The sequence below is a fragment of the Bradyrhizobium sp. 1200_D9_N1_1 genome, from assembly GCF_052075915.1.
GTDB classification, from domain to species: Bacteria; Pseudomonadota; Alphaproteobacteria; order Rhizobiales; family Xanthobacteraceae; genus Bradyrhizobium; species Bradyrhizobium diazoefficiens.
In genome coordinates this window covers 5,466,565-5,490,328 of sequence record NZ_CP197226.1, presented here as the reverse complement: position 1 = coordinate 5,490,328, position 23,764 = coordinate 5,466,565, and the positions used below count along the sequence as shown (strand labels likewise).

Genomic DNA, 23,764 nt, shown 5'->3' with positions numbered 1-23,764 from the left:
CCAAGTGTAAAAAATGAGTCTAGATACGTCTCGCCTGACCAGGCATTTCAAAATCAGGTCCGCAATAGGTATCCACCAAACTCTCCGTTTTCGTTTCGTGAAGAGGCGTTCGGGCTAGTCAGGTTCTGGCCAGCGGACGACGCGAATTCAGATTATTCGATCAGTTACCGGAATAAGGACGGCGCCGACCCACAGTTATTGCTGGACTGTGTTGGTCCTGGTCGCTTCAGAGTTTTCCTGGCCTGTTCCGCGCGAGTGTATCTCGTTTCCGAGGACTTGGCATTTTCTGTCGTGTTTCCAAAGGAGCAAGTGCAGCGTTGGCGTGAGATCGTAACGACGGCGCGAGATCTCTACAATTCGTGGAAGTCCCAACCTCGGGATGTAAAATAACTTCTCTGCCTGCAAGTGCTTGGAGTTGGCTATGACCAATCAACTAGATCTCACGGCCCAACAGATTGCAACACTCAATCAAATTAAGGCCAATGGCACTACAAACTTTCCGGCTGGGTATAAGTATATTTCCGAATTGATCGAAGATAGGTCGAGCGTTGATTCCTACACGAAAGTTTTCTTTTCGGGGGCCGCGGAGGTGCCGGCGATCCTGCTTCAGCAGTTCCGCATCTTCTACAAGGGCGAGCAGCCGGTCGGCGTCGCGTTCTGGGCGCTGGCGGACGAGATCGTCGCGAAGCGGATCGATGCGGGGGATGTGCGGTTGACGCCGGCAGATGGAAGGGTGGGGCGAGCGTCAAGATTATGGACGCTGTTGCGCCGTTTGGCGGCGAGGCGGAAATGCGCGCGCAACTCAACTCATTGCCCTTTGCTAAGAACGCGCGATGGGTGGGTGCTCCGGCTACTAGCTGGGCCGTGCAGAACATCGTAGGCCCGGTGTTGGGTTTGGCATGAAGCGCATTGTGAAGATTGTTCTGGCAGCCGTCTGCGGTATCGCCACCGCCGCTATTGGGACGGGTGGGCTCTACCTCTTCTCCGGTTATCGTGCGTACCGTAATGCTGAAATCACCACCACCCTAATTCGTGAAGGTAAGTATGACCCGGCGGAACACTTCAGTTTTGATCGAGCTTGTGTTTTTCCGCCGGAGTCGGCGTTAGCTGATACGTGGTTTTCGCAGCGGGGCTATCGGCAGCTGGATCCAATACTTCCCGATACCTACACAAATTGGACACTGATACTAGTGGACGATCAGAGAAAAACGTTCCGCACTTTGTATGCTCTCGAGCCCAAGGTGCGATTTGGTGGCAACGTCGTTTGCAATCCAAGACTTGTTCTTCGAACCAGGTCCTCTCAGGAGGGCCTTGTCGCCTACATCGACGATGCTAGCGCACATTAGGAATTTGCTGTGAGTAATCCGCTTTCCGATCCAGTCAAATACTACGATCTTGAGAAGCTGAAGGTAGCTAGCGTGGCGCTTGCCGACGGCAACGGCTTGCATGGATACGATCCGACGCTTCTCGATTCAAAAAGGAAAACCCCTTGAGCTTGGTAAGCGGCGTGTCTCCCGCACCTTGTTGCTGTTGAGCAGACCGGCAATATGCGTTCCGTCTTGAAGAGGACGGTTTGCATATATGATCGAGCGTGTTGTCGACGCATCGGAGCTACGGGTTCGGCGGCGCTGGGGTGGCGAGGTCAAGGGACGGATCGTCGCGGAATCCTTTGTTCCCGGCGCGGTCGTCTCGGACGTCGCGCGGCGCCACGGTCTATCGCCGCAGCATTTGTCGACCTGGCGCAAGGCGGTGCGCGACGGGTTGTTGACGTTGTCGGAACACACGGAGCCGGTGGCGACGAGGCCGGCTGGAGCGGTCGCGATCCAGGAAGCGAGTTCATCAAGCGGCGAGGCTTTTAGCTTGCTCGGCGCTCCACGCCCAGGGCATGAGTTCGTCCAGACGCGAGGCCGGCCAGAGGTTGACGAGTCTGGTGAGGACGTCGGTCAGATAGGCCTGCGGCTCCACGCCGCAGAGCTTGCAGGTCTCAATCAGCGAAGCGATGCAGGCCCAGTTCTCCGCGCCCTCATCATGCCCCGCGAACAGTGCGTTCTTGCGGTTGAGGATAAGAGGACGGATGCTTCGCTCGACAATATTTGTGTCGAGCTCGATGCGGCCGTCGTCAAGGAAGCGCATCAGGCCAACCCAGTGGTTCAAGGCGTAACGGATGTGCTCGGCGATTGTCGCTTTGCCCGAGACGCGGGTGAGTTGCTGCTCGAACCAGGCCTTGAGCGCCAGCACCAGCGGCTTGCTGCGCTCCTGGCGGATGGCACGACGCTCATCGGCGCTGCGGCCCCTGATCGTCTTCTCGATCGCATAGAGAGCGGCAATACGCTCGAGCGCTTCGCTCGCGATCGGGGCAGGACCGTCCTGGACAACGTCGAAGAAGCGCCGCCGCAGATGAGCCCAGCAGAAGGCGAGCGTGATCGCCGCGTCAGGCGCGGTGTCGGCAATGGTCTTGTAGACGGTGTAGCCGTCGCATTGCACGATGCCGCGATAACCGTCGAGCAGCTTGAGCGCGTGGACGGCGCCGCGACCAGGCGCATAAGTGTAGGCCACTGCCGGCGGATCGGCCCCGCCCCACGGCCGATCGTCGCGCGCGATCGCCCAGAAGAAGCCTTTCTTGGTGCGGCCGCGGCCGGGATCGAGCACAGGCGCTGTGGTCTCGTCCACCGCGATCTTGTTCGCGGTCAAAATGATCTCGCGCAGCCTGAGCCAGAGCGGACGAAGCTCTGCGCCTGCATAGCCCACCCAGAACGCCAAAACCGAGCGCTTGATGTCGATACCCTGCGCCAGCAGCATCTGAGCCTGCCGATACAGCGGCAGGTGCCAGGCAAATTTGGCGACCAGAACATGGGCGACCATCGCCTCGGTCGGCAAGCCGCCCTTGATCAGCCGCTCTGGTGCCGGCGCCTGAACCACGCCATCCGTGCAGGCCCGACAGGCATATTTGGGACGATGGGTGACGATCACGCGGAACTGCGCCGGGACGACGTCGAGCCGCCGTGAGGTCTCCTCACCGATCACATGCAGAGGCGTGCGGCAGCACGGACAGTTGGTATCCTCCGGGGCAATCGTGACGTCGATATGCGGCAGATGGGCCGGAAGCGCACCACGGCTGGCGCGGCGCCGTTCAGCACGCTGGCGTGCGCCTGCCGTGTCCTTCCTGTCCTGGACCGCTTCATCGCCGGCAATGGCCTGCTCGATGTCCTCGATCGCCAGTTGCAACTGCTCAGGGTCGAGCTTCTCCGAGCGGCGACCGAACTGCGCGCGTTGCAGCTGGCGCAAGAGATGCTGAAGGCGATCCATTTGCGACAGCGCCTGATCGCGTTCGATGATCGCCGCGTCGCACTTTGCGATCGCCGCGTCGCGCTCCGCGCGTGCCGCCGCAACCAGCGCCTGCAGCGCCTCGATATCGGTCGGAAGTTGATCCGTGGTCTCGCTCACGCCCGGTACTCAAGCTGATTCGCGGGCCCTTGTGGAAGACTGCAGCCGACATGATTCAATTGGTCACAGGGTTCACGACGTTGCGCTCGGCTGACCAATGTCGCGGGCATGCAGGCGCGACCAATCCAGGCCGTCCATCAGCGCGGCGAGCTGTGAGGCAGACAAACGCATCACGCCATCGCTGATCGGCGGCCAGCGGAACGCGCTATGCTCCAGCCGCTTCCACAGCAGCACGAGCCCGGACCCGTCCCAGGCAAAAATCTTCAAACGGTCCGCTCGCTTTGAACGGAAGACGAAAATCGTTCCCGCGAACGGATCATGGTGGAGTTGCTCGCGCACCAGCGCGGCGAGACCATCGGCACCTTTACGAAAGTCGACCGGCCGCGTCGCGACCATGATCTTCACGCCCGCCGAAGCCGCGATCATGTCGTCGCCCTCACGGCCCGCAGCACATCGCGCAGCCAGGTCGGATCGACCCCCGCCGCTGCGCGAACTACCGCATCGCCAATCTCGATGCTGATCGTTATCCCGTTCCGCGTTGCCGCTTCCACGCACATCCCAGCGGGGCGAAGCTCCGACACCACCGGAACGAAGAGCGGTGCATCCTCCGCCGGCAAGCTCAGCAGACCGGCACGCGCGGCCTTGCGCCAAGCAAACAGGTGTTGCGGTGAGAGGTCGTGCCGGCGCGCCACCTCGGACACAACTGTGCCCGGCGCATATGACTCCGCCACGATCCGCCCCTTGACCACGGCGCTCCACCGCCGCCGACGCCCCGCTCCGACCTGGATATCCACCCGGCCCCGTGGCTCTGAAGCGTCAACTATATGGTCAACCATATATGCGAACCTTACTGTATATGACGGCTCGCATGTTGCCGATCAGCTCACGCCAAACAAGGTGTGGGAGACACACCGCTTACTGAGCTTGGGGGGAACAAGCGGATTATCGATGTGGTCCCGCCAGGCGGAGATGAAAAACAATATACTAAGTGCTTCGCCTCTTGAGGCTAGCTTGTAGTGTCGAAAGCTCGAGGTGCTTCAATGGTGCGAGCGATTTTCATGACGGAAGAACAAATTGCAGAGCTTGTTGAGAAAGCCCGACTCGATGGAGAATTATGGGCAGTACTCAAGGATCGTGAACTTAATCAATTTAGCGATGATGGATCGGCCAAGCTGCCCTCAATCGCGATGGCGGTTGGCGATTTCGTGGTGGGTTTGTATGGGGCGGAACATGGCTATGAGATCGGATCATTGATCATCGCGCTTCGCTTCCACATACGGCAAGAACTTGGCTTGCCGGTCTGAAGCAGGTCGACTGAAAGGCCATTTATGTCCGAACTGATCTATAACAGCGGCTTGGTCCGCCCAAGTTACGGCGGTCAACTGCCTGCAGACTCTGCGACTCTGGTTTCTTTGGCAAAGGCAGATCAGCTAAATTTGCTCCTCCAAACCGGACGTGGGGGCGAGGGAGAGATGCGGAAGCAGATAAGTGGCCGAACGGTGTGACCATGAAGAGTCTTGCGATCGTTCGCTTTCTCCGGGCGTTCCTAGTTGCCTTGGTGGTGCTGGTCGCTTGGAATGTATCGGCTGAAGCACAACAACTTTCTCTTAGAGCCAAGGAAGCAAGTCTCACAAGCACGATCGATAATCATCAAGCGCTAAAGATCCGTCTCAATGAACATTCGAAGGCGGACTATGCAGAATTTACCGCGCGACACGTCGGTCGGCGAATTGAATTCAGCGTTCAGGGGCGTCCCTTGATGACTGCTCGCATGATGACCTCGGTTCTAAGTGGCGAGGTTCAAGTGTTGGTAGATCAGAAGGCCGTTGCGGATCAACTAGCCGCCAGCCTAGCCGCGGGAAAAACGACTCTGGACGTGCGAGTTCTTGGCGAATGAGGCCGATGGAAAGGCGAATGAACCGATGGAGCCGTTAGCCTGGCTTCAAGATCGACTCGCCGATTTGATTGCGTCGACCTAGATGGCTATTTTTTGCATGAAGCGAACGGTCAAATACATCGCCATAATCGCCGCAGTCGTAGTCACGGCAGCTGCCATCTGGAGGGGCCTGGATTTTGCGGCGCGGCTCCCTCCGGGCGCATATACGGATCAATATCCTAATCTGACCAAGCGGCCCATTCAGGCCGTCAGCGCGGGTCCCGGCACATACGATCTATTCTCCGTGTACGGTGATGTGTCCGCAGTTTGCATTAGTTTTGCGGGATAGATCCGAGGCAATTGGCCGCCAATTTGCTCAATAAGAATCTGGTTGAGCTTAGAGGAGGGCAACCCTTTTTCACCGTGGAAGGAGTTGCCACTCTCATCGTCTTCGATGAAAGAGGAGGATTCCAGATTGAAGAAATCGAACAAGATGTTCTGTTGTTTTCTGCGGATGGGCCAATACAGAACAACACATGCGTGAATCGCCCGCATGTGGCCCGAATTCTGGTCGAGCCGGCCCTGCGGGGGAGAGCCTCGCAAAACTGACAGCAAAAATTGACCTAAGGTAGGCGTTGCATGGCAATGCGCGATTTGGCGAATTTTGTTCTGGCCCGATGGATTCCGGGCCTGCCTGCTGCGCGCGCATCCCGGAATGACGGAGCGGGAGGTGGCTTCCTGGCGAGAGCCGGCGAAGGAGCGAAATTGCAAAAGCCTATTTCCAGACGCGCGCCAATTTCAGCGCCAGCAGCCCCAGCACGGTGCTCACAAGTCCCTCCATCACGTAGGATTGCGCGAACACACCGGTCTGAACAAAGACCTGCGCCGCGATAGCGAAGCAGACGGCGGCGAGCAGCAGGCAGGCGCAGCCGACGATGATCGACAGATAGCGTATCGCGGCTGCGACTGGCCTTGCGGATGATGCGGGATCGTTCATGCGGAATGACAACGGCGCAGCCGACGGCGGGTTCCTCTGCCGCGCGCGAGCATCAGTCGCGTGCGCAGCAATCGACGAGCGCGCGCCAGATGCGCTGGATCTCGACCGTCCTTTGAAGCTCGAGGACATGGTTCTCGCTCGTTGGGGAGGATGTCGTCTCAGGGCGGGGTTCGCGCGGCGCGATCCAGCGTTCGGATATGGGATCGTACCATCTGCCGAGACTGACCACGTTCGTTTCTCCTCGTTTCAAATCCCCCAATTGTCCGGTCGCTTATCCCTTGCGCCTGTTGCTTGTGTTCTGGGTGAGATTGCCGTGCGCCGCCTGCTCGCGAATATTCTGCTTCTCGTCGTCGCGGTGGCCCTTGGTGGTGTCGACCGGGACCGACGGCGCGCTGCCGGTGCCCTTGTGGCTCTGGTTTTCTTCAGGAACAGGTTGCACTGTCTGCGTCAGCGGCCTTGTCATCAGCTCTGACTCCGTCGTTGCCTTCACGAGAGACAAACGCGCCCGAGGCGCGCGACGTTCCAATATCAGGCCGAAGTGATCGGCTGGCGATCGGCATGATGGTGTGGCGAAGCGGGAGCTTCCTGTCTTCATCGAGGGGGCAGGCATTGGCTTCGATGGCGGCGGCGCATTTGCCGGAACGGGCCCCGAGGGCATCGCCCGCCGCCCGTCACCCGAAGCGGGCTTCCTGCGACGGCCGGCGCTTCGCCGCGTGGGCACGCCAGGTATCGATCGCTCTGTTCGCGAGCATCAACTGCCGGCGTTCACCGGTCCTGAGCTGGGCTTCGATGGCGTCGAGAAGGACATTCGCGGTCTCGTCCGGAGGGCCGAGCTCTCCGCTCTGCTCCAGGAAGCCCCAGGCGATGAAGAACGCGCTCTCGACGGTGCAGCGAATGGACATACTCTGCCAACGCGGCGTGGCCGCAGCCGTTCCGCGCGGCGGGCGAAACTTGCGTCCGGCCGCCGCGGGCGGTGTCAGTTCTTCAGCACGATGCGGCCGACGACCTTGCCGGCGCGCAATTCGTCGATCCATTTCTGGACGTCGCCCATCGGCTCCTCGCGCATCGGCGTCGGCTTGATCTTGCCGGCGCGGGCGAGTGCCATCAGCTCCTTGGCCTCCGCAAGCGTGCCGACCATGAAGCCTTCGATGGTCATGCGCTTGTAGACCCATTGCACCATGGGCAGCGTGAACTGGCCGCCCATCAGGCCGGAGACCACGATCTTGCCGCCGCGCGCGGCGACCGCGACCGCAAACGCCATCGACTTCTCGTTGCCGGCGAAATCGACGATCTCGTCAAAGCCGCCTTCGGTCTCCTTGAGGATGCGCTTGATCACGTCGGGCTCGGCCGGATCGTAGGCGTTGGCTGCGCCGTTCTTCAGTGCGGTGTCGCGCGCGGCCGGCGAGAGATCGGCGACCGTGATCGGCTGCTTGAACGTCGCCTGCGCGAACGACAGGCCCATCATGCCGACGCCGCCGAGGCCGATCAGCAGCAGGTTGCGCTGGCGCGGACGGTCGACCAGGCGCTTGAGCGCGCCGTAGGCGGTGACGCCGGAGCACATCAGCGTCGCGGCCTGGTTGACGGGCAGGGGATCGTAGTCGAGCAGATATTTCGCGTCGGGCACAAGCACGTGGGTGGCGAAACCGCCGTCGATGGAGACGCCGAGGAAGCGCTGCTTGACGCAGAGGTTCTCGTCGCCATTGGCGCAGTCGCGGCACTGGCCGCAGCCGATCCACGGAAACACCGCCTTCTTGCTGCCGACGAGGCCGCCCGGAACGTCGGGGCCGACTTCATCGACGACGCCGGCAATCTCGTGGCCGAGCGTGAAGGGCAGCGTCATGCCGCGCGTGGTGTCGAGCTTCTTGCCGCCGCCGAGATCGGCATAGCCGTCCTGGATGTGCAGATCCGAATGGCAGAGGCCGCAGCGCTCGATGCGCACCAGCACCTCGGCGCCTTTCGGCTTTGGCGTGTCGACGATGGTCTCGCACAAGGGCGCATCGAACTTGACCAGCGACTGCCGACGCATCAACGCCATTTTCTTTCCTCCGGAATTTCTGTCTTAGCCTTCGCTGCGTATATCCGCCAATTCACGCGCCATGGCAACAAAGCCGGATATCGGAATGGTCTCGGCGCGCCGCGTCGCATCGACGCCGGCGGCCTGCGCAAGCCGCGCCGGATCGACGCCGAGCGATTTCAGGCTTTGCCGCAGCATCTTGCGGCGCTGGCCGAACGCGGCCGCCGCGACCTGCTCGAGCATTTTTCGATCGCATGGCAGGGGCTCGGCGCGCGGCACCAGGCGTACGACGGAGGAGGTGACCTTCGGCGGCGGCACGAAGGCGGACGGCGCGATGTCGAACAGGATCTTCGTCTCGCAGCGCCAGTTAGCGAGCACGCCGAGGCGGCCATAGGCTTCCTCGTCCTCGCGCGCCACGATGCGCTCGCCGACCTCGCGCTGGAACATCAGGACCATCATGTCGTACCAGGGCGGCCATGGTTCGGTGGTGAGCCAGTTGATCAGAAGCTGGGTCGCGATGTTGTAGGGCAGGTTGGCGACGATCTTTGCGCTTTCGCCATTGAGCAGCGGACGCGGGTCGAAGGTCATGGCATCGCCGTGGACGATCTCAAGCCGGCCGGGATAGCGCGCGGAAATATCTTGCAGGGCGGGGATCGCGCGCTCGTCATGCTCGATGGCGACGACGCGCCTAGCGCCGAGCGCAAGCAGGGCGCGGGTTAGTCCTCCCGGGCCCGGGCCGATCTCGACGATGGTGGAGTTGTCCAGTGGCGCCGCCGCGCGCGCGATGCGCGCGGTGAGGTTGAGATCGAGCAGGAAATTCTGGCCGAGCGATTTGCGGGCCGACAGCGCGTGCTGGCGAATGACCTCGCGCAGTGGCGGGAGGTCGTCGATCGCGCTCATCAGGTCTTGGCAGCCGCCATGCGGCTGGCGAGCTCAAGCGCTGCGATCAGGCTCGCCGGATTGGCTTTGCCGGTGCCGGCGATGTCGAAGGCGGTGCCGTGATCGGGCGAGGTACGGATGAAGGGCAGGCCGAGCGTGACGTTGACGGCGTCGTCGAAGGCGACCGTCTTGATCGGGATCAGCGCCTGGTCGTGATACATGCAGACCGCGCAGTCATAGCTGCTGCGCGCGGCCTCGTGGAACATGGTGTCGGCGGGCAGCGGCCCCCTGGCGTCGATGCCGTCGTTGCGCAATGTCTTGAGCGCAGGCGCGATGATGGTCTGCTCCTCGTGGCCGAGCGAGCCGTCCTCGCCGGCGTGCGGATTGAGTCCGGAGACCGCGATACGCGGCCGCGCGATGCCGAAGCGGGATTTCAGTTCGGTCGCGACGATGCGCACGGTCGAGACGATCAATTCGCTCGTGAGCTGGGACAGCGCATCGCGCAAGGAGACGTGGATGGTCACGGGCACCACGGCGAGCCGCGGCGACCACAGCATCATCACCGGCTGCGGCACGCGGCCGTCCTTTGCGGCGAGCTCGGCGAGGAATTCGGTGTGGCCGGGATGGCGGAAGCCCGCGCGGTAGAGCACGCTCTTGGCGATCGGATTGGTGACGACGGCGCCGGCGCGGCCGGCCCGGACATCGGCCACCGCCTGGCGGATCGAGGCGAGCGCAGCCGGCGCGCTCGAGGCGTCGGGCTGGCCGGGTTCGGCCGTGGCGCGCTCGCCGGTCGCAACCACCGGCAGGGCTTCGGTGAAGGCGGCCGCGGCTTCGTGTGCGCTCACGGAGGCGATCCGGATCTCGGCGCCGAGCGCCTTACCCAGGGTCTTGTCCAGTGTCTTGGCGCGCCGCGCGATCAGCGCCTCGTCGCCGAGCAGGTAGAAGGCGGGCAGGTTCAGCTCGCGGCGCCGGAGCCAGGCTGCGATCGTGATGTCGGGGCCGATGCCGGCAGGCTCTCCCAGGGTCAGGGCGAGGGGCTTTGCTGCGTGGTTGGCCATCAGCGGTTGCGATATTCGATCATCGCCGCCTTGCGGAGCTCGTCGAGATAGGCCTTCTGGGTCTTCTCGTACTTCTCCTGATACATCTTCTCGCGGACCTCGCGCTTCTTCGGCGTGTCGATCATGGTCGGCTTGCGCGAGCAGAGCACCACCATCTCGATGCCCGCCTTGGTCACCTCCGGCGCGGTCAGATGGCCGATCGGCGTGTCGTCGAGCACCTTGCGCAGCGCCTCGGGCAGCTCCGCGGTCGTCTTGGTGACGCTCTCGCGGATGGTGGCGTTCGGCGTCGAGCGGAACAGCGAATTGGCCTCCTCGCAGCTCGCAACGCGCGAGCGATATTGTTCGGCTTCCTTCATCCGCGTTTCCTGAAAGGCCGGAGACGAGCCGCGCGGCACGATCAGCACGATCGGCTGCATCTTGTATTCGGTGCCCTCGATCTGCAGCTTGTCGCCGGCCTGGGCCTGCACCGCCTGCGCGACGTCGCGCTCGCCGACCATCAGCTTCTCCTTGAAGCGGCCGCGCACGAGGCTGGTCCAGACCATCTCGGACTTCATGCGGGCCTTCAACGTCTCCGGGCGGACGCCCTTGACCTCGAGCGACTTGGTCAGCTGATCCGTCGTGATGCGCATGCGCTGCGCCATGCCCTCGAAGGACTGGTTGATGTCGGAGACGCCGGGATCGACGCCGTACTTCTTGCCTTCCTTCAGCTTCACCCTGTCGTCGATCAGCTCGTTGATGACCTCCTGCCGGCTCGGGGTCTTCTGCGTCGTCAGCAGGTCGAGCTTGGAGCGCTGGTCGATGTCGAAATCGGTGATCGGATCGCCGTTGACCATGACGACGATGTTCTGCGCGCGCGACGGCGTGCCGGCCAGAAACAGGGCGGCGAGGACGAGGAGGAGGCGGAACAGAGGCAAGGCAGTCGTCATGGATCTCGCTCGCATGTCAGCCGCGGTGAACCTGCGATTGGGGCAACGTGGTCGGCACTTCAAACCGTTTACTGGAGGCCGCCGGTACTGCTGGTCGTCGACGAGGTCGCCAGCGTACGCAGCCCGAACGTGAACATGTACGCATGGCTCAGCACTGGCGGCGTAGTGCCCGCCGAATAGCTATACGAAGTTACATAGTTCGCCGCCAGCACGAAGCAATCGTCGACATAGCCGGCGCCGAGCACATACTGGTTGATCTTGTTGGCCTCGAGGTCCCAGCGCGCCGAGCCCGACACCACCCAGTTGGTCGCGACCTTGAGCGAGCCCGAGGTCAGGATGCCCTCGCGGCGCGTCAGATAGCCGAGTTCCGGCTGTGCCGCGTAGTTGCCGTACATCACGCTGATCGACCAGCGATCGAAGTTGGCGCGGCCTTCCGCCTCGAAACGCTGGACGTTCCAGGTCTGCTCGTCCATGCGGGAGCGGACGCTGAACGTGTAGGTGCGGTTGGGCGAGTAGGCGATGCTCGCCACGTAGTCGGAGCGAGGCTTGTCGAGACCGGAATCCACGCCCGTGTTGATGGAGTCCTGGACCGCGTAGGAGTTCATGCCGAACAGCTGGTAGGACTGGCCGAACAGCGTCTTGACGGCGCCGCCCCTGTCGAACTGCGTGGTGGCCTGCACGCCGACATTGGCGCGGCCGCCGCCCTCGACGCGGTCGTAACCGGAGAACTTGTCGACGCTGAACAGGTTCGATGTGTCGAACACCATACTCTGCGCGTCCTCGTTCGGCAGCTTGCCGGCATAGGTCTCGTTCGGGCGGATGATGATCTGCGCGATCGGCTCGATGGTGGTCGAGCCCCAGGGCTGAACGTTGATGAAGGGATAGCGGTATTCGAGGCCGACGGTCGGCATCAGGCGGATCGCCTGGGTGTCGCCGACCGGCAGGTAGTTCGACACGCCCGGCTGGTTCGAGACCGAGGAGTTGATCGCATCGGCACGGAGGCTGGCGAACGGCGTCCAGATCTGGCCGAGCGGGTCGGTGAAGGATTTGCGCCACTGCGCTTCCGCCGTCAGGCGGGTATAGGTGCCGGGGAAGCCGCGCAGCAGGCACTGCGACGGCGTGCGCGCGAGCGGATCGGCCGACGCCGTCGTGCACAGGCTGTTGGTGTTGGCGAGCGTCGTGATCGGATCGAACACGGCGGTGTCACGCGACAGGTTCACGAAGTTGGTCTTGTAGCTGAACTCGCCGCCGAACACCGGATAGTTGAGCACGTTCGAGTAGTCGATCACGGGGTAGACGATCGGCACCTGGTTCTGGTTGCCCGAGAAGCTCAGCCAGTACATCGTGCGCGCGTCGAAGAAGCTGCGATTGCCGACGCCGGTCAGATAAAGCTGCGAGATCGCATCGGTCGGCAGGTTCAGGAACGATCCGAGCGGGTCCCTGTAGGCGGCGAGGCGATAGTCCGAGAAGAAATAGTAGTCGGACATCAGGACACCGTCCCAACCCCAGACCCATTTGTCGTTCAGCGCGAACTGACCCTTGGTGTCGATAGCGCCGCGGAACTGGCGGTCTCCGGGCTGCCCGGCAAAGGCTCCGGGATCGAGCTGGTAGATGCCGTAGGCGCGGATCTGATAGGCGCCGTCGATCAAGCGCTGACGGAATTCGCCTTGCAGCAGCGCGCCCTGTCGCGACATGAAGCGCGGGGTGAAGGTTGCGTCCATGTCGGGCGCGATCGCCCAATAATAGGGAACTTCGGCGCCGAAGCCGGTGTTCGTCGTGCCGGGGAAGTAGCCGGGCATCAGGAAGCCGGATTTGCGCTTCACGGTCGGGTCGGGCGTCGAGAAATAGGGCATGTAGGCGATCGGCACGCCGAAGAATTCGAGCTGCGCCGTCTCGAAGTACAGCATCTTCTCCTGCTGGTCGTGGATGATGCGCGCACCCTTGACCTGCCACAGCGGTGGCTTCTTCGGATCGTCCTTGCACGGCGCGCAGGCCGTGTAGACGCCGTTGTCGAACACCGTGTAGTTGCCGCTGGACCGGTCGGCACGGGTCGCGGCCATGCGGGTCTGGTCGGCGGTGTCCACGCGCAGCGAATCGACGAAACCGTCGCGGTAATCGTCCGAGAGATCCATGATCTCGGCATAGGTGATCTTGCCGTCGGCATCCGTCATGCGGATGTTGCCTTCGGCATGGAGCCGCTTGGTCTTCTGGTCGTAGATGACCTTGTCGGCCTCGACGCTGGTGCCGTTGTAGAACAGCTGGACGTTACCGACCGCGGAGACGCGCGAATTGTTGTAGTCGTAGTCGACCTCGGTCGCCTGAACCAGCATCTGGTTGTCGTTGGCGGCCTTCGGCGGCTTCGGACGCGGCGGCAGCGGATTATAGGTGAACTGGGCCGAGGCCGGCGCCACGGTGGCAATGTCGATCAGCCCGCCGAGCGAGACGGCAGCGATGACGGCGAGCAGAAGCCTGCGCACGGACAAGCCGCGCCCGTTCGCGCGCATCACAGTGCGGCGCGTCAAACGAGACACGGGCCCTCGATGGACGGCAGTCACTAACCGTCCTCCTGGTACAACAAGGCCAAAAAGCCGGTGAGGCCGCCCACCACCACGGGCAACCACGCCGCAGCGATCGGATGCATCAACTCAGCCTTGCTCAAGTCTTCAGTCACTTTCGACAGAACGTAGAGCAGAAACCCTGCGCCCACGCCACTCAAAACCATCTTTTGCACGCCGCCCATCCGGAAGAAACGCAACGACACCGAGGCCGCGAGCATCACCATGGCGGCGAGCAAAAACGGCTGCGCCAACAGCTTGTGATACTGGAGTCGATAGCCGGCTGTCGCGAAGCCTGAGCTTTCGGAGGAGCGGATGTAGCTCGGTAGTTGCCAAAAGGACACAGTCTCGGGTGTGGAAAAGCTGTTGCGGACCTGGGCCTCGGTCAACGTCGTCGGAATCGCCAGAACGGCCTGCTCGATCGGCGGCCCGTCGAGCGAGAAGCGGCGGACGTTCCTGAATATCCACTGGCCGACTTCGAGCTCCGCCTCGCGCGCCTCGACGCGTTCCTTGAAGTGCTGCTCTGTGTCAAACCGGAACAGCGTGAGCCCCGTGAGCCGGACGCCCTGCTGCTCGCTGCGCGCCGCATTGATGATCGTCTGGCCGTCGTTGGTCACCTGGTTGAGCCAGAAGCCGGAGGCGTCCTGGATGCCGCCGCCGGGCGCCGAGCCGAACAGCTCGGCCTCCATGCGCTTGGAGAGCTCGCGCAGATTGGCCGACATCGGATTGTAGGCGACGGTGGCGATCACCCCGATCAGGAGCGCGCTGCCGAGCGCCGGCGAGATGAACTGCCAGGCCGAGACGCCGGCGGCGCGCGCGACCACGAGCTCGAGCCTTCGCGAGAGCGCGAGATAGCAGGTCATGGCGCCGATCAGCATGCAGAACGGCGTCAGTTTCTCCAGGAGCTGCGGCACCCGGAACAGCGAGGTCTCGGCCACCATGATCGCCGAGGCGGACGCAAGGCCGGAGGTCTTGCGCACCATCTCGATGTAATCGACCAGCACCAGCAGCAGGAAGATGCTGGCGAACACGCCGAGCGCCGCGACCACGAAGCGGCCGGCGAAATAGCGCCCGAGTGTATTGGTGAGCATGCTCATGCGGTGGCCGGCCGTCCGAACAACCGTGCGATGCGCGCGTTCGACCTGTTGATGGCCTCCATGAGGCGGGGCGGCGGCTCGACCACGATGCCGCCGACGATCATCCACATCCCGACGCCGATGGCGCCCAACACCATCGCGTATTGGACCAGCACCGCGGCGGGCGACTTCACCGCCATCACCGAGCAGGCGAAGCCGGCCATGCGCAGGCCGAACACTGCGACGATGGACGAGCCGATCGAGAAATTGCGACTCTGGCGGGTGGTGCGAGGCGCACCGAGGAAGGCGAAGGTCAGCACGGCAAAGGCGAACGGATAGATCGGCGCCAACAGGCTGTCGTGCAAGGCCGAGCGGAACTGACCGGGAATCTGCTTGTAGACGGGATCATCCTCGGACGGCGAGAACAGCTCCCAGAGATAGCGCTCGCGGATGCCGAGGGTGACGTCGCGGCCCTGGCCGGAGAATTTCGACATGTCGAAGCCGTAACGGCCGAACGCCACCAGCGCGGGATCGCGCTTGCCGACCTCGAAACGCTGCAGATTTCCCGTTTCCAGCACCAGGAACGATCCGGTGTCGTTCTTCATGACCTCGCCATGCTCGGCGACGATCGAGACGCGCTCGTTGGGATCGCGGCGGTCGTCGATGAAGATGCCGGCGAGGATGCCGCCCGGCAGGCGCTCGCGGATCCGGATCGTCAGGTTCTTGTCGAGCTGGGCGAAGCGGCCGGGCTGGAGGATGTTGGTGAGCACGTCGGCGGTGATCTCGGCGTCCCACTGCTTGATCCGCCGCATGCCGTCGGGCGCAAGATAGGCCGCGATGAAGGCGACCAGCAGGGCCACCACGCAGGTGGCGTAGAAGAACGGATAGAACAGCCGGAACGGCGAGAAGCCGGCGGCATTCATCACGATGATCTCGGAATCGGTCGCGAGCTTGTTCAGGGTGTGCGAGATCGCGATCATCAGCGCGATCGGCGAGATGATCAGGACCAGCGCGGGCACGACGAGGCTGGTGATGCCGAGGAAGGTGAGGATGGTCTGACCCTGGCTCGTCATCAGGTCGATGCCGCGCAACGCCTGCGTAATCCAGATCACGCCGGTGAGGCTGACCAGGACCAGCGCAAACGACGCCAGCGTCGTGCGGAAGATATACCTATCGATTGACCCCATGCGCTACCGCACGAATCCCACCAAGTCCCCAATGTCGGCCGGAGTTCTGGCCGTCCAACCAATCCCCGGAAGGGGATCCCCAAGGTCGGACAAACAGCTCTTACGCCGGCTTACTCTCTCACTACCATCCCTTTGATCCGTCAACAAAATGGCTGCCCCGTGGCACCCTCAACATATGGTTAATATTTCCCTCTTGTGGCCTGGCGGCCACGGGTGGTCTTGGCATCTGCCCGGCCGGTGGCCCATAGTGCGGAAAGTCCAGTGAATCGCCGTTCAGCGCCGGCCCGTGGCCGGACCCGTCGAGCGGCAAAAGCCCCATGTTTTGGAGGAGTTACCCATGTCCGATGCCATCAAGGTCGGCTTCGTCCCGTTGTCTGCTGCCGCCCGTGGCATCCTGGTCGTGTTCTGCGACGACGGTTTGAAGCTGGGCCCGGCGACCGCCAAGGCGCTCGGCGGCGCTACCGAACTTGTGAAGCGGGCGGCCTCGGCCGCCGCTTTCAAAGGTAAAAGCGGCGCCGCGTTGGACATCCTGGCGCCGGAGGGGGTGAAGGCCACCCGCCTGATCGTGATCGGGGCCGGCAAGGCGACGGGCCTGAAAGCGAACGACTTTCTCAAATTCGGCGGCGTGGCGGCGGGCAAGCTCTCCGCCACTGCCGCCGCCATGACCATCATGGCGGAACTGCCTGACGGCGCCATGACGAGCGAGCAGGCGGTTGCGATCGCCGCGGGGCTCCGGCTGCGCGCCTACAAGTTCGACCGCTACAAGACCAAGAAGAAGGACGGCGAGGAGGGCGGCTCACGCGCCGATATCTCGCTTGCGGTGGGCGATGTCGCCGCGGCCAAGAAGGCGTTTGCCTCGGCCGGCCATGTCGTCGACGGCGTGATCATCGCGCGCGACCTCGTCAACGAGCCGCCGAATGTGCTTTTCCCCGAGGAATTCGCGCGCCGCGCAAGCCTGCTCCGCAAGCTCGGCGTCAAGGTCGAGGTGCTCGACGTCAAGGCGATGGACAAGCTCGGCATGGGCGCGCTGCTCGGCGTCGGCCAGGGCTCGACGCGGCCGAGCCGCACCGTGATCATGCGCTGGGACGGCGGCAAGAAGGGCGAGGCCCCGGTCGCCTTCGTCGGCAAGGGCGTCTGCTTCGACACCGGCGGCATCTCCATCAAGCCGGCCGGCAGCATGGAGGACATGAAGGGCGACATGGGCGGGGCTGCCTGCGTCGTCGGGCTGATGCACGCGCTTGCGGCGCGCAAGGCCAAGGCCAACGTGGTCGGCGCCATCGGCCTCGTCGAGAACATGCCCGACGGCAATGCGCAGCGACCGGGCGACATCGTCACCTCGATGTCGGGCCAGACCATCGAGATCATCAACACCGACGCCGAAGGCCGCCTCGTGCTGGCCGACGTGCTCTGGTACGTGGCCAAGAAGACGAAGCCGAAATTCATGGTGGACCTGGCGACGCTGACCGGCGCGATCGTGGTCGCGCTCGGCACCGAGCATGCCGGCATGTTCTCCAACAATGACGAGCTCGCCGACCGGCTGCTGACGGCCGGCATCGAGAGCGGCGAGAAGGTCTGGCGCCTGCCGCTCGGCCCCGAATACGACAAGCTGATCGATTCGCAGTTCGCCGACATGAAGAACACCGGCGGCCGCCACGGCGGCTCGATCACCGCGGCGCAGTTCCTGCAGCGCTTCGTCGACGGCACGCCCTGGGCGCATCTCGACATCGCCGGCACCGCCATGGGCGCGCCGAAGACCGACATCAACCAGAGCTGGGGAAGCGGCTATGGCGTCCGCCTCCTGGATCGCCTAGTGGCGGACCACTACGAGCGCAAATGATCCAAAATGACTGAAGTGCTGTTCTACCATCTGCAAAACATGACGGTGGAGAACGTGTTGCCGCCGCTTCTCGAGAAATCGCTCGAGCGCGGCTGGCGCGTCGTGGTGCAGTCGACCTCGGAGGAACGCGCCGATGCGCTCGATGCGCATCTGTGGACCTATCGCGACGATTCCTTCCTGCCGCACGCGACATGGCGCGTGAACGATGCCGCCGATCAGCCGATCGTGCTGGCGATCGAGGAGGACAATCCCAACGGCGCCCATGTCCGCTTTCTGGTCGACAACGCAGCGCTGCCGCAGGATGCGCAGGGCTATGAGCGCATGGTGCTGCTGTTCAACGGCGACGATCCGGACGCGCTGGCGCTCGCCCGCAGTGCCTGGACGGATTGCAAGGCGCGGGGATTTGATGTCACCTATTGGCAGGCCGACGAACGGGGTCGGTGGCAGCGGCGGAATTAGCGGTCGATCGCAATTAATGATAATTTGCACTTTACGGGTGATGCTGGCTTCGGCCACCTTCGTGCCGCAAAGTGATGTTGGGACAATCGTTTAGGGCTGGTCCTTCACGCGGGGAATTTAGTTTATCGTGCGACATCAAAAGCTTCCCGGCTCGCTCATAGTTGCGTTGGCTGCCGTAGCACCGCTGGTCGCGGGCTGCTCGGGCGGGACCGATCTGCTGTCCAAGGATGCCCAGTGGTTCAACACGCCCAGCCGCCTGTTCATCAGGAACATCTCGATCGAATCGCCGCCGCTGACTCCCGAAAAGCCGGTCGGGGCTGAGGATCTGGTCAGCGCCGACGGCGCCTGTCCCGGCATGGCGGCGCCTCCCGGACCTGCCGATGCCAATGCATCGACGACCGCGCCGGCGGCCGCCGGCGGCACAGTCGCGCTCGGCCATACCGAATGCGACGTGGTGCGCGGCATCGGCGCGCCCTCGAACGTGAACCTCTCCAATGATGCCGTCGGCAGGCGCGTTGCCGTTGTCACATGGACGACCGGTCCGCGCGCGGGCATCTACACGTTCACGGCCGGACGCCTGTCCTCGATCGAGGGCACGCCGGAGGCGCCTGTCTTGCCGAAGGCGACCAAGCCCAAGGCGAAGAAGAAGTCGGCGTAAGCGCAAGCCCGCGTCCCGGCGCAACGCTACGAGCTGGTCGTCGATCCGAACGCGGCCAGGGCGATCGACCTCGACATACGGTCCTTGCCGCTGGTTCGCGCGGATCGCGCAATTGAAGAGCGCGCGCCGCGCGCGACCAAAACAACAACATCGTCCGCGACAGCCAGCTCGAATACCCGATTTGCCGCAATGGGCTGCCGTTGACGTAGGTCAACACCTTCAATCGCATCCGGCCTAGAAAGACCCGGCAACGGTCTTCGAAGCTGGTATTGATGCGATCTTTCCATCAGATGGAACGTCTTCTACGCAGGGCGTGCCGCGTCGTTGTTGCGCTCTCGCTCGTCGGGTGCCCCGGCATCGCTGCGGCCGACGACGACATGAAACTGACGCCCACGCAGATCGAAAGCCTCGGCATTCGTGTCGTGCATCCGGTTTCGAGCAGAACCGACCAGACACTGCCTTATCCGGCGCAGATCGTCGTTCCGACGCCTCAATTGTGGGTGGTGAGCACACCCGTTGCCGGCATGGTCACCAATCTGGCCGTCGCGCGCGGGGATCGCGTGAGCGCCGGCCAGCCGCTTCTTACGTTGGAGAGCCAGGGTTTCGTGTCACTCCAGCGGGACTATCTTCACGCCGTCGCGCAGGAGGCTCTTGCGAACCAGCAGCTCAGGCGGAACGCCGATCTCTTCGAGGGCAAGGCCGTCCCACAACGCGTTCTCGAGGCGAGCCAGACCGAGGCGCGCCAGGCCACCATCGCGGTCGCGGAGCGCCGGCAGATGCTCCGGTTGGCGGGGCTCTCCGATGATGCGATCTCCCGGTTGGCGAGCGACGCGGCAATCAGCGGGACGCTGACCGTCAATGCGCCGCAGACGGGATCCGTGGTCGAGATCGCGGTCTCGCCGGGGCAGCGGCTGGAGCAGTCCGCGCCGCTGGTCAAGCTTGCCCGGCTTTCGCCGTTGTGGGCCGAAATCGCCATTCCAGGGGCCAACATCCGCGCAATCCGCACCGGTGCGCGGGTCGAGGTCGAAGGTTACGTAACGCCCGGTCGCGTCGTTCTGATTTCCGAGACGACCGATGCGGCGACGCAAACCATCCTGGTGCGGGCCGAAGTGCCGAACAGCGGCCAATTGCACCCGGGCCAGACGGCGTCCGTCCGTCTCAGCTTCCTCTCCGAGGGCGAGAGCGCCTGGGAGATTCCCTATAGCGGTCTCGTCCGTCGTGGCGAGCAGAGCTGGATATTCAAAGCCATCGAGGGCGGCTTCCGGCTGGTATCGGTCACGCTGCTCGCAGAGGACCAGGATCACGTCGTGATATCCGGCCCGATCAGCGACAAGGACGAGGTTGCGATCGCGGGCATCTCGGCGCTTCGGGGCATTCTCTCGCGGCTCGGAGCCGGCCAATAATGCTCCAGCGTCTGGTCGCCTTTGCGCTCTCGCAGCGGCTGTTCGTCCTGCTCGCCGTCTTGCTGCTGATCGGCGCGGGCGCAACGTTCCTCCCCAGCCTGCCGATCGACGCGTTCCCCGACGTTTCACCAGTCCAGGTGAAAATCATCATGAAGGCACCGGGCCTGACGCCGGAGGAGGTCGAGCAGCGCATCACCGTCCCGATCGAGCTCGAACTGCTGGGCCTGCCGAACAAGAAGATCCTTCGCTCGACCACTAAATACGCGCTCGCCGACGTCACGATCGATTTCGAGGACGGCACGGATATCTACTGGGCGCGCAACCAGGTCTCCGAGCGGTTGTCGAACATCGCTCGTGACCTTCCCGAGGGGGTGAGTGGCGGGCTTGCGCCGATCACCAGTCCGCTCGGCGAGATGTTCATGTTTACCATCGACAGCTCCGAGCTGTCGCTGGCGGAACGGCGAACCCTGCTCGACTGGGTGATCCGACCGGCGCTGCGCACGGTTCCCGGGGTTGCCGACGTGAATGCCCTCGGCGGCTACGTGCGGGCGTTCGAGATCGTCCCGCTCAACGATGCGCTCGCCGCGCGCGGCATTTCGTCGGAGCTGTTTCGCCGCGCCGTCGAAACCAACAGCCGCAACGACGGCGCGGGGCGCGTCAACCAGGGCGAGGACAGTGCCCTGGTGCGGATTGAAGGCAGCATCCGCACGATCGACGACATCAAGGCCATTGTCGTGGACACCCGCGACGGGGTCCCGATACGCGTGAACGACGTTGCGCGCGTCAAGGTCGGGGCCCTGACACGCTATGGGGCGGTGACGGAGAACGGCCAGGGCGAAACGGTTGAAGGGCTGGTGCTGGGCTTGCGCGGAGCCAATGCCGGTCAACTCGTGCGTGACGTCCGCGCAAAGCTCGAGGAGCTGAAGCCCGCGCTGCCCCAGAGCGTATCCCTCAACGTGTTCTATGACCGAAGCCGCCTCGTCGGTCGCGCCGTCGGCACGGTGGTGCGGGCGCTCGGCGAGGCGACCGTGCTGGTGGTCGTCCTGTTGTTGCTGTTCCTGGGCAATTGGCGCGCATCGTTGGTGATCGCCCTCAGCCTGCCGCTCGCGATCGTCATTGCGCTCCTGGCCATGCGTGCGGTTGGAATGTCCGCCAATCTGATGAGCCTCGGCGGGCTTGCGATCGCGATCGGCATGCTGATCGATGCGCTGGTGGTGGTGGTCGAGAACATCGTCGGAAATCTCGGCAACCACGAGCCGGGCAGGGGCCTTCCGCTGATCCACGTCATCTTCCGGTCGGTCTGCGAGGTGCTGCAACCTGTCGCTTCCGGCGTGCTGATCATCATGATCGTGTTCGTGCCGCTGCTCACCTTGCAGGGGCTCGAGGGCAAGCTCTTCATCCCCGTTGCGCTCGCAATCATCTTTGCGCTCGCCGGCTCGCTGTTGCTGGCGCTCACCGTGATCCCGGTCGCGACCTCGTTCCTGCTCAAATCGGCAGGGCACGGCGAGCCGCTGCTGATCCGCCTCGCGCAGCGCGTCTACGCACCCGCGCTGGACTGGTCGCTGCGAAACGAGCGAAAGGTCATTGCTGCAGCTCTCCTGGCGCTGGTCGCGGCAGGGTACGCCTATTCGCAACTCGGCAAGACCTTCATGCCGACCATGGACGAGGGCGACGTCATCGTCAGCGTCGAGACGTTGCCGTCGGTCAATCTGGACGAATCCCTCGCGATCAACGCGAGGATCCAGTCGGCGCTCTTGAAGGTTCCGGACGTCACCGGGATCATCGCGCGAACCGGTTCCGACGAGCTCGGGCTCGATCCCATGGGACCGAACCAGACTGACACGTTTCTCGTGCTCAAGCCTGTTGAAGAGAGAGCCGCCCCGGACAGGGCGGAGCTCTTGAAGGCGCTGCGCAACGTGCTCGCCGACTTTCCGGGCATCTCGCTCAGCTTCACCCAACCCATCGACATGCGGGTGCAGGAGATGATCAGCGGCGTGCGTGGCGATGTCGCTGTGAAGGTCTTCGGTAGCGACGTCGGCCGGCTCAACGAGATTGCGACGAAACTGTCCGAGATCCTCACCAGCATCGAGGGTGCGGAAGACGTCTACACGACGCTCAACGAGGGTGCGCAATACTACACGGTCGTCGTGAACCGGATGGAGGCCGGCCGTCTCGGTCTGACGGTGGACACCATTGCCAATGCGCTGCGGACTCAGATCGAGGGGCGGACGATCGGCACCGCGCTCGAGGAGGGCCGTCGCACGCCCATTCTGGTCCGGGGAAGCGAGACGACGCGGGAGGCGCCCACATTGCTCGCGAGCCTGCCACTCACGCTCGCCTCCGGGCAGCACGTCGCGCTGTCCCAGGTCGCGCGCATCCAGCGCGTCGACGGCCCGGTGAAGATCGACCGCGAGGACGGCAACCGGATGAGCGTCGTTCGCGCCAATGTGCGCGGCCGCGACATGGTCGGCTTCGTCGAGGCGGCCCAACGGAAGGTCGCCGCCGACCTTTCGCTGCCGAAGGGCTATCGGCTCACCTGGGGCGGACAGTTCGAAAACCAGCAACGCGCTGCCGCGCGCCTTTCGATTGTCGTGCCCGTCGCCATCGGTCTCATCTTCGTGTTGCTGTTCACGACCTTCGCTTCCGTCCGGCAGGCCTTGCTCGTGCTCGTGAACATCCCGTTCGCGCTGATCGGAGGCGTGTTTGCCCTCGTCTCGACCGGCGAATATCTGTCGGTTCCGGCCTCTGTCGGATTCATCGCCCTGCTCGGAATCGCGGTCCTGAACGGCGTCGTGCTGGTTTCGTATTTCAATCAGTTGAGGGCGCATGGCGTCGGCGAGGACCAGATCGTGGTCGACGGTGCCAGGCGGCGGCTCCGCCCGGTGCTGATGACCGCCAGCATCACCGCATTGGGCCTGATCCCGCTCTTGTTCGCTTCCGGTCCGGGATCGGAGATCCAGCGGCCGCTGGCGATCGTGGTGATCGGAGGATTGCTGTCGTCCACGCTGCTTACGCTCATCCTGCTCCCCATCCTCTATCGCCGGTTCGGCGGCACTGTGAAGGAGTCAAAATGACCAGCGAATATGTGTGCCTGTCGTTGATCCTGGCGCGAAAGCTGCGCGAGGAGCTGCTCGACTTTCTCAGCGAGCAGCCGGGCCAGACGTCCGGCTTCACGGTCTCCGATGCCGCGGGACACGGCTCAGGCGTGCAGTTGCCGACGGCCGCCGAACGCGTAAAGGGCCACGCCGATCAGGTGCATGTCCAGATCGTTCTGCCAGGAGCGGACGCCAGGCGCCTGGTCGATCAGCTCCGTCATTCGTTCGCGGGCTGCAATCTCGTATATTGGATTGCTCCGGTGGCCGAGTTCGGAACCATCGCGTAGTCCGGAGCAACCT

At 63.5% G+C, this 23,764-nt stretch carries 25 protein-coding genes and 1 pseudogene; 12 read left to right on the top strand and 14 right to left on the bottom strand.

Annotated elements, in window-relative coordinates; genetic code table 11:
• Positions 1 to 421: 421 nt before the first annotated feature.
• From AB5K84_RS26655 to AB5K84_RS26640, 4 genes and pseudogenes are all read left to right on the top strand, one after another.
• On the top strand, positions 422 to 880 hold the full coding sequence (locus tag AB5K84_RS26655) for a toxin-activating lysine-acyltransferase (RefSeq protein ID WP_063921450.1): 459 nt from the start codon (positions 422 to 424) through the stop codon (positions 878 to 880).
• Positions 881 to 899: 19 nt separating this feature from the next.
• A complete protein-coding gene (locus tag AB5K84_RS26650) occupies positions 900 to 1,346 on the top strand; it encodes a hypothetical protein (RefSeq protein ID WP_011086870.1) in 447 nt (148 codons plus the stop codon).
• Positions 1,347 to 1,355: 9 nt separating this feature from the next.
• Positions 1,356 to 1,493: a hypothetical protein gene (locus tag AB5K84_RS26645; RefSeq protein ID WP_157839480.1), complete on the top strand. Its 138-nt coding sequence runs from the start codon at positions 1,356 to 1,358 to the stop codon at positions 1,491 to 1,493.
• Between the two features lie 88 nt (positions 1,494 to 1,581).
• A pseudogene (locus AB5K84_RS26640) lies at positions 1,582 to 1,722 on the top strand (transposase); the annotation flags it as partial.
• Positions 1,723 to 1,839: 117 nt separating this feature from the next.
• Here the strand turns inward: AB5K84_RS26640 and AB5K84_RS26635 are convergent.
• The 3 genes from AB5K84_RS26635 to AB5K84_RS26625 form a co-directional block, all read right to left on the bottom strand.
• On the bottom strand, positions 1,840 to 3,444 hold the full coding sequence (locus AB5K84_RS26635; protein WP_011084592.1) for an IS66-like element ISBj7 family transposase: 1,605 nt from the start codon (positions 3,442 to 3,444) through the stop codon (positions 1,840 to 1,842).
• A gap of 72 nt (positions 3,445 to 3,516) precedes the next feature.
• On the bottom strand, positions 3,517 to 3,870 hold the full coding sequence (tnpB, locus tag AB5K84_RS26630; protein WP_011084591.1) for an IS66 family insertion sequence element accessory protein TnpB: 354 nt from the start codon (positions 3,868 to 3,870) through the stop codon (positions 3,517 to 3,519).
• The gene (locus AB5K84_RS26625; protein WP_158516560.1) at positions 3,867 to 4,175 is read right to left on the bottom strand and encodes a transposase; all 309 of its coding nucleotides are present in this window, start codon (positions 4,173 to 4,175) and stop codon (positions 3,867 to 3,869) included. The genes tnpB and AB5K84_RS26625 overlap by 4 nt, the downstream gene beginning before the upstream one ends.
• Positions 4,176 to 4,502: 327 nt before the next feature.
• Between AB5K84_RS26625 and AB5K84_RS26620 the strand changes: the two genes are divergently transcribed.
• Positions 4,503 to 4,748 carry a hypothetical protein gene (locus AB5K84_RS26620; protein WP_038968062.1) on the top strand — a complete coding sequence of 82 codons (246 nt, stop codon included), beginning with the start codon at positions 4,503 to 4,505 and terminating at the stop codon, positions 4,746 to 4,748.
• Between the two features lie 203 nt (positions 4,749 to 4,951).
• The gene (locus tag AB5K84_RS26615; RefSeq protein ID WP_038968061.1) at positions 4,952 to 5,341 is read left to right on the top strand and encodes a hypothetical protein; all 390 of its coding nucleotides are present in this window, start codon (positions 4,952 to 4,954) and stop codon (positions 5,339 to 5,341) included.
• Positions 5,342 to 5,581: 240 nt separating this feature from the next.
• On the opposite strand, the gene AB5K84_RS26610 is transcribed toward AB5K84_RS26615, so the two are convergent.
• From AB5K84_RS26610 to lptF, 11 genes are all read right to left on the bottom strand, one after another.
• Entirely contained in the window at positions 5,582 to 6,091 is a 510-nt protein-coding gene (locus AB5K84_RS26610) for a hypothetical protein (RefSeq protein ID WP_162494085.1), read from the bottom strand.
• Positions 6,092 to 6,095: 4 nt separating this feature from the next.
• Positions 6,096 to 6,317, bottom strand: coding sequence for a hypothetical protein (locus AB5K84_RS26605; protein WP_063921453.1), 222 nt, complete (start codon positions 6,315 to 6,317; stop codon positions 6,096 to 6,098).
• A gap of 271 nt (positions 6,318 to 6,588) precedes the next feature.
• Positions 6,589 to 6,780 carry a hypothetical protein gene (locus AB5K84_RS26600; protein ID WP_171463758.1) on the bottom strand — a complete coding sequence of 64 codons (192 nt, stop codon included), beginning with the start codon at positions 6,778 to 6,780 and terminating at the stop codon, positions 6,589 to 6,591.
• Between the two features lie 208 nt (positions 6,781 to 6,988).
• Entirely contained in the window at positions 6,989 to 7,219 is a 231-nt protein-coding gene (locus AB5K84_RS26595) for a hypothetical protein (RefSeq protein ID WP_038968058.1), read from the bottom strand.
• 74 nt (positions 7,220 to 7,293) lie between these two features.
• Positions 7,294 to 8,352 carry an alcohol dehydrogenase gene (locus AB5K84_RS26590; protein WP_011086875.1) on the bottom strand — a complete coding sequence of 353 codons (1,059 nt, stop codon included), beginning with the start codon at positions 8,350 to 8,352 and terminating at the stop codon, positions 7,294 to 7,296.
• A 24-nt stretch (positions 8,353 to 8,376) separates the two neighbouring features.
• Positions 8,377 to 9,231 (bottom strand): 16S rRNA (adenine(1518)-N(6)/adenine(1519)-N(6))-dimethyltransferase RsmA, encoded by an 855-nt coding sequence (gene rsmA, locus AB5K84_RS26585; RefSeq protein ID WP_011086876.1) that lies wholly within the window; start codon positions 9,229 to 9,231, stop codon positions 8,377 to 8,379.
• The gene (gene pdxA / locus AB5K84_RS26580) at positions 9,231 to 10,268 is read right to left on the bottom strand and encodes a 4-hydroxythreonine-4-phosphate dehydrogenase PdxA (RefSeq protein WP_038968057.1); all 1,038 of its coding nucleotides are present in this window, start codon (positions 10,266 to 10,268) and stop codon (positions 9,231 to 9,233) included. The genes rsmA and pdxA overlap by 1 nt, the downstream gene beginning before the upstream one ends.
• Positions 10,268 to 11,194, bottom strand: a complete 927-nt coding sequence (locus AB5K84_RS26575; RefSeq protein WP_028171094.1) for a SurA N-terminal domain-containing protein — start codon at positions 11,192 to 11,194, stop codon at positions 10,268 to 10,270. The genes pdxA and AB5K84_RS26575 overlap by 1 nt, the downstream gene beginning before the upstream one ends.
• A gap of 68 nt (positions 11,195 to 11,262) precedes the next feature.
• Entirely contained in the window at positions 11,263 to 13,749 is a 2,487-nt protein-coding gene (locus AB5K84_RS26570) for an LPS-assembly protein LptD (protein ID WP_063921454.1), read from the bottom strand.
• Positions 13,749 to 14,846, bottom strand: a complete 1,098-nt coding sequence (gene lptG, locus AB5K84_RS26565) for an LPS export ABC transporter permease LptG (protein ID WP_038966780.1) — start codon at positions 14,844 to 14,846, stop codon at positions 13,749 to 13,751. Before lptG ends, AB5K84_RS26570 begins: the two co-directional genes overlap by 1 nt.
• Positions 14,843 to 16,012 carry an LPS export ABC transporter permease LptF gene (lptF, locus tag AB5K84_RS26560; RefSeq protein WP_011086881.1) on the bottom strand — a complete coding sequence of 390 codons (1,170 nt, stop codon included), beginning with the start codon at positions 16,010 to 16,012 and terminating at the stop codon, positions 14,843 to 14,845. Before lptF ends, lptG begins: the two co-directional genes overlap by 4 nt.
• A gap of 337 nt (positions 16,013 to 16,349) precedes the next feature.
• Between lptF and AB5K84_RS26555 the strand changes: the two genes are divergently transcribed.
• The 6 genes from AB5K84_RS26555 to AB5K84_RS26530 all read left to right on the top strand — a co-directional run bounded on the left by AB5K84_RS26555 (position 16,350) and on the right by AB5K84_RS26530 (position 23,751).
• On the top strand, positions 16,350 to 17,849 hold the full coding sequence (locus tag AB5K84_RS26555) for a leucyl aminopeptidase (RefSeq protein ID WP_028171097.1): 1,500 nt from the start codon (positions 16,350 to 16,352) through the stop codon (positions 17,847 to 17,849).
• A gap of 6 nt (positions 17,850 to 17,855) precedes the next feature.
• Positions 17,856 to 18,308 carry a DNA polymerase III subunit chi gene (locus AB5K84_RS26550; protein ID WP_011086883.1) on the top strand — a complete coding sequence of 151 codons (453 nt, stop codon included), beginning with the start codon at positions 17,856 to 17,858 and terminating at the stop codon, positions 18,306 to 18,308.
• 166 nt (positions 18,309 to 18,474) lie between these two features.
• The gene (locus tag AB5K84_RS26545; protein ID WP_171463844.1) at positions 18,475 to 18,966 is read left to right on the top strand and encodes a hypothetical protein; all 492 of its coding nucleotides are present in this window, start codon (positions 18,475 to 18,477) and stop codon (positions 18,964 to 18,966) included.
• A 290-nt stretch (positions 18,967 to 19,256) separates the two neighbouring features.
• Positions 19,257 to 20,369, top strand: a complete 1,113-nt coding sequence (locus AB5K84_RS26540) for an efflux RND transporter periplasmic adaptor subunit (protein WP_038966785.1) — start codon at positions 19,257 to 19,259, stop codon at positions 20,367 to 20,369.
• Positions 20,369 to 23,443 (top strand): efflux RND transporter permease subunit, encoded by a 3,075-nt coding sequence (locus AB5K84_RS26535; RefSeq protein ID WP_011086886.1) that lies wholly within the window; start codon positions 20,369 to 20,371, stop codon positions 23,441 to 23,443. Before AB5K84_RS26540 ends, AB5K84_RS26535 begins: the two co-directional genes overlap by 1 nt.
• Positions 23,440 to 23,751 carry a DUF3240 family protein gene (locus tag AB5K84_RS26530; RefSeq protein ID WP_011086887.1) on the top strand — a complete coding sequence of 104 codons (312 nt, stop codon included), beginning with the start codon at positions 23,440 to 23,442 and terminating at the stop codon, positions 23,749 to 23,751. The genes AB5K84_RS26535 and AB5K84_RS26530 overlap by 4 nt, the downstream gene beginning before the upstream one ends.
• The last annotated feature ends 13 nt before the right edge of the window (positions 23,752 to 23,764 follow it).

Bases quoted from the DNA above. Each gene is read 5' to 3' on its own strand.
- AB5K84_RS26555 (WP_028171097.1), top strand. From the start codon at position 16,350: ATGTCCGATGCCATCAAGGTCGGCTTCGTCCCGTTGTCTGCTGCCGCC.
- AB5K84_RS26620 (WP_038968062.1), top strand. From the start codon at position 4,503: ATGACGGAAGAACAAATTGCAGAGCTTGTTGAGAAAGCCCGACTCGAT.
- lptF (WP_011086881.1), bottom strand. From the start codon at position 16,012: ATGGGGTCAATCGATAGGTATATCTTCCGCACGACGCTGGCGTCGTTT.
- AB5K84_RS26655 (WP_063921450.1), top strand. From the start codon at position 422: ATGACCAATCAACTAGATCTCACGGCCCAACAGATTGCAACACTCAAT.
- pdxA (WP_038968057.1), bottom strand. From the start codon at position 10,268: ATGGCCAACCACGCAGCAAAGCCCCTCGCCCTGACCCTGGGAGAGCCT.
- AB5K84_RS26605 (WP_063921453.1), bottom strand. From the start codon at position 6,317: ATGAACGATCCCGCATCATCCGCAAGGCCAGTCGCAGCCGCGATACGC.
- rsmA (WP_011086876.1), bottom strand. From the start codon at position 9,231: ATGAGCGCGATCGACGACCTCCCGCCACTGCGCGAGGTCATTCGCCAG.
- AB5K84_RS26540 (WP_038966785.1), top strand. From the start codon at position 19,257: ATGGAACGTCTTCTACGCAGGGCGTGCCGCGTCGTTGTTGCGCTCTCG.
- AB5K84_RS26615 (WP_038968061.1), top strand. From the start codon at position 4,952: ATGAAGAGTCTTGCGATCGTTCGCTTTCTCCGGGCGTTCCTAGTTGCC.
- AB5K84_RS26575 (WP_028171094.1), bottom strand. From the start codon at position 11,194: ATGACGACTGCCTTGCCTCTGTTCCGCCTCCTCCTCGTCCTCGCCGCC.
- AB5K84_RS26550 (WP_011086883.1), top strand. From the start codon at position 17,856: ATGACTGAAGTGCTGTTCTACCATCTGCAAAACATGACGGTGGAGAAC.
- lptG (WP_038966780.1), bottom strand. From the start codon at position 14,846: ATGAGCATGCTCACCAATACACTCGGGCGCTATTTCGCCGGCCGCTTC.
- AB5K84_RS26650 (WP_011086870.1), top strand. From the start codon at position 900: ATGAAGCGCATTGTGAAGATTGTTCTGGCAGCCGTCTGCGGTATCGCC.
- AB5K84_RS26595 (WP_038968058.1), bottom strand. From the start codon at position 7,219: ATGTCCATTCGCTGCACCGTCGAGAGCGCGTTCTTCATCGCCTGGGGC.
- AB5K84_RS26600 (WP_171463758.1), bottom strand. From the start codon at position 6,780: ATGACAAGGCCGCTGACGCAGACAGTGCAACCTGTTCCTGAAGAAAAC.
- tnpB (WP_011084591.1), bottom strand. From the start codon at position 3,870: ATGATCGCGGCTTCGGCGGGCGTGAAGATCATGGTCGCGACGCGGCCG.
- AB5K84_RS26590 (WP_011086875.1), bottom strand. From the start codon at position 8,352: ATGGCGTTGATGCGTCGGCAGTCGCTGGTCAAGTTCGATGCGCCCTTG.
- AB5K84_RS26530 (WP_011086887.1), top strand. From the start codon at position 23,440: ATGACCAGCGAATATGTGTGCCTGTCGTTGATCCTGGCGCGAAAGCTG.
- AB5K84_RS26535 (WP_011086886.1), top strand. From the start codon at position 20,369: ATGCTCCAGCGTCTGGTCGCCTTTGCGCTCTCGCAGCGGCTGTTCGTC.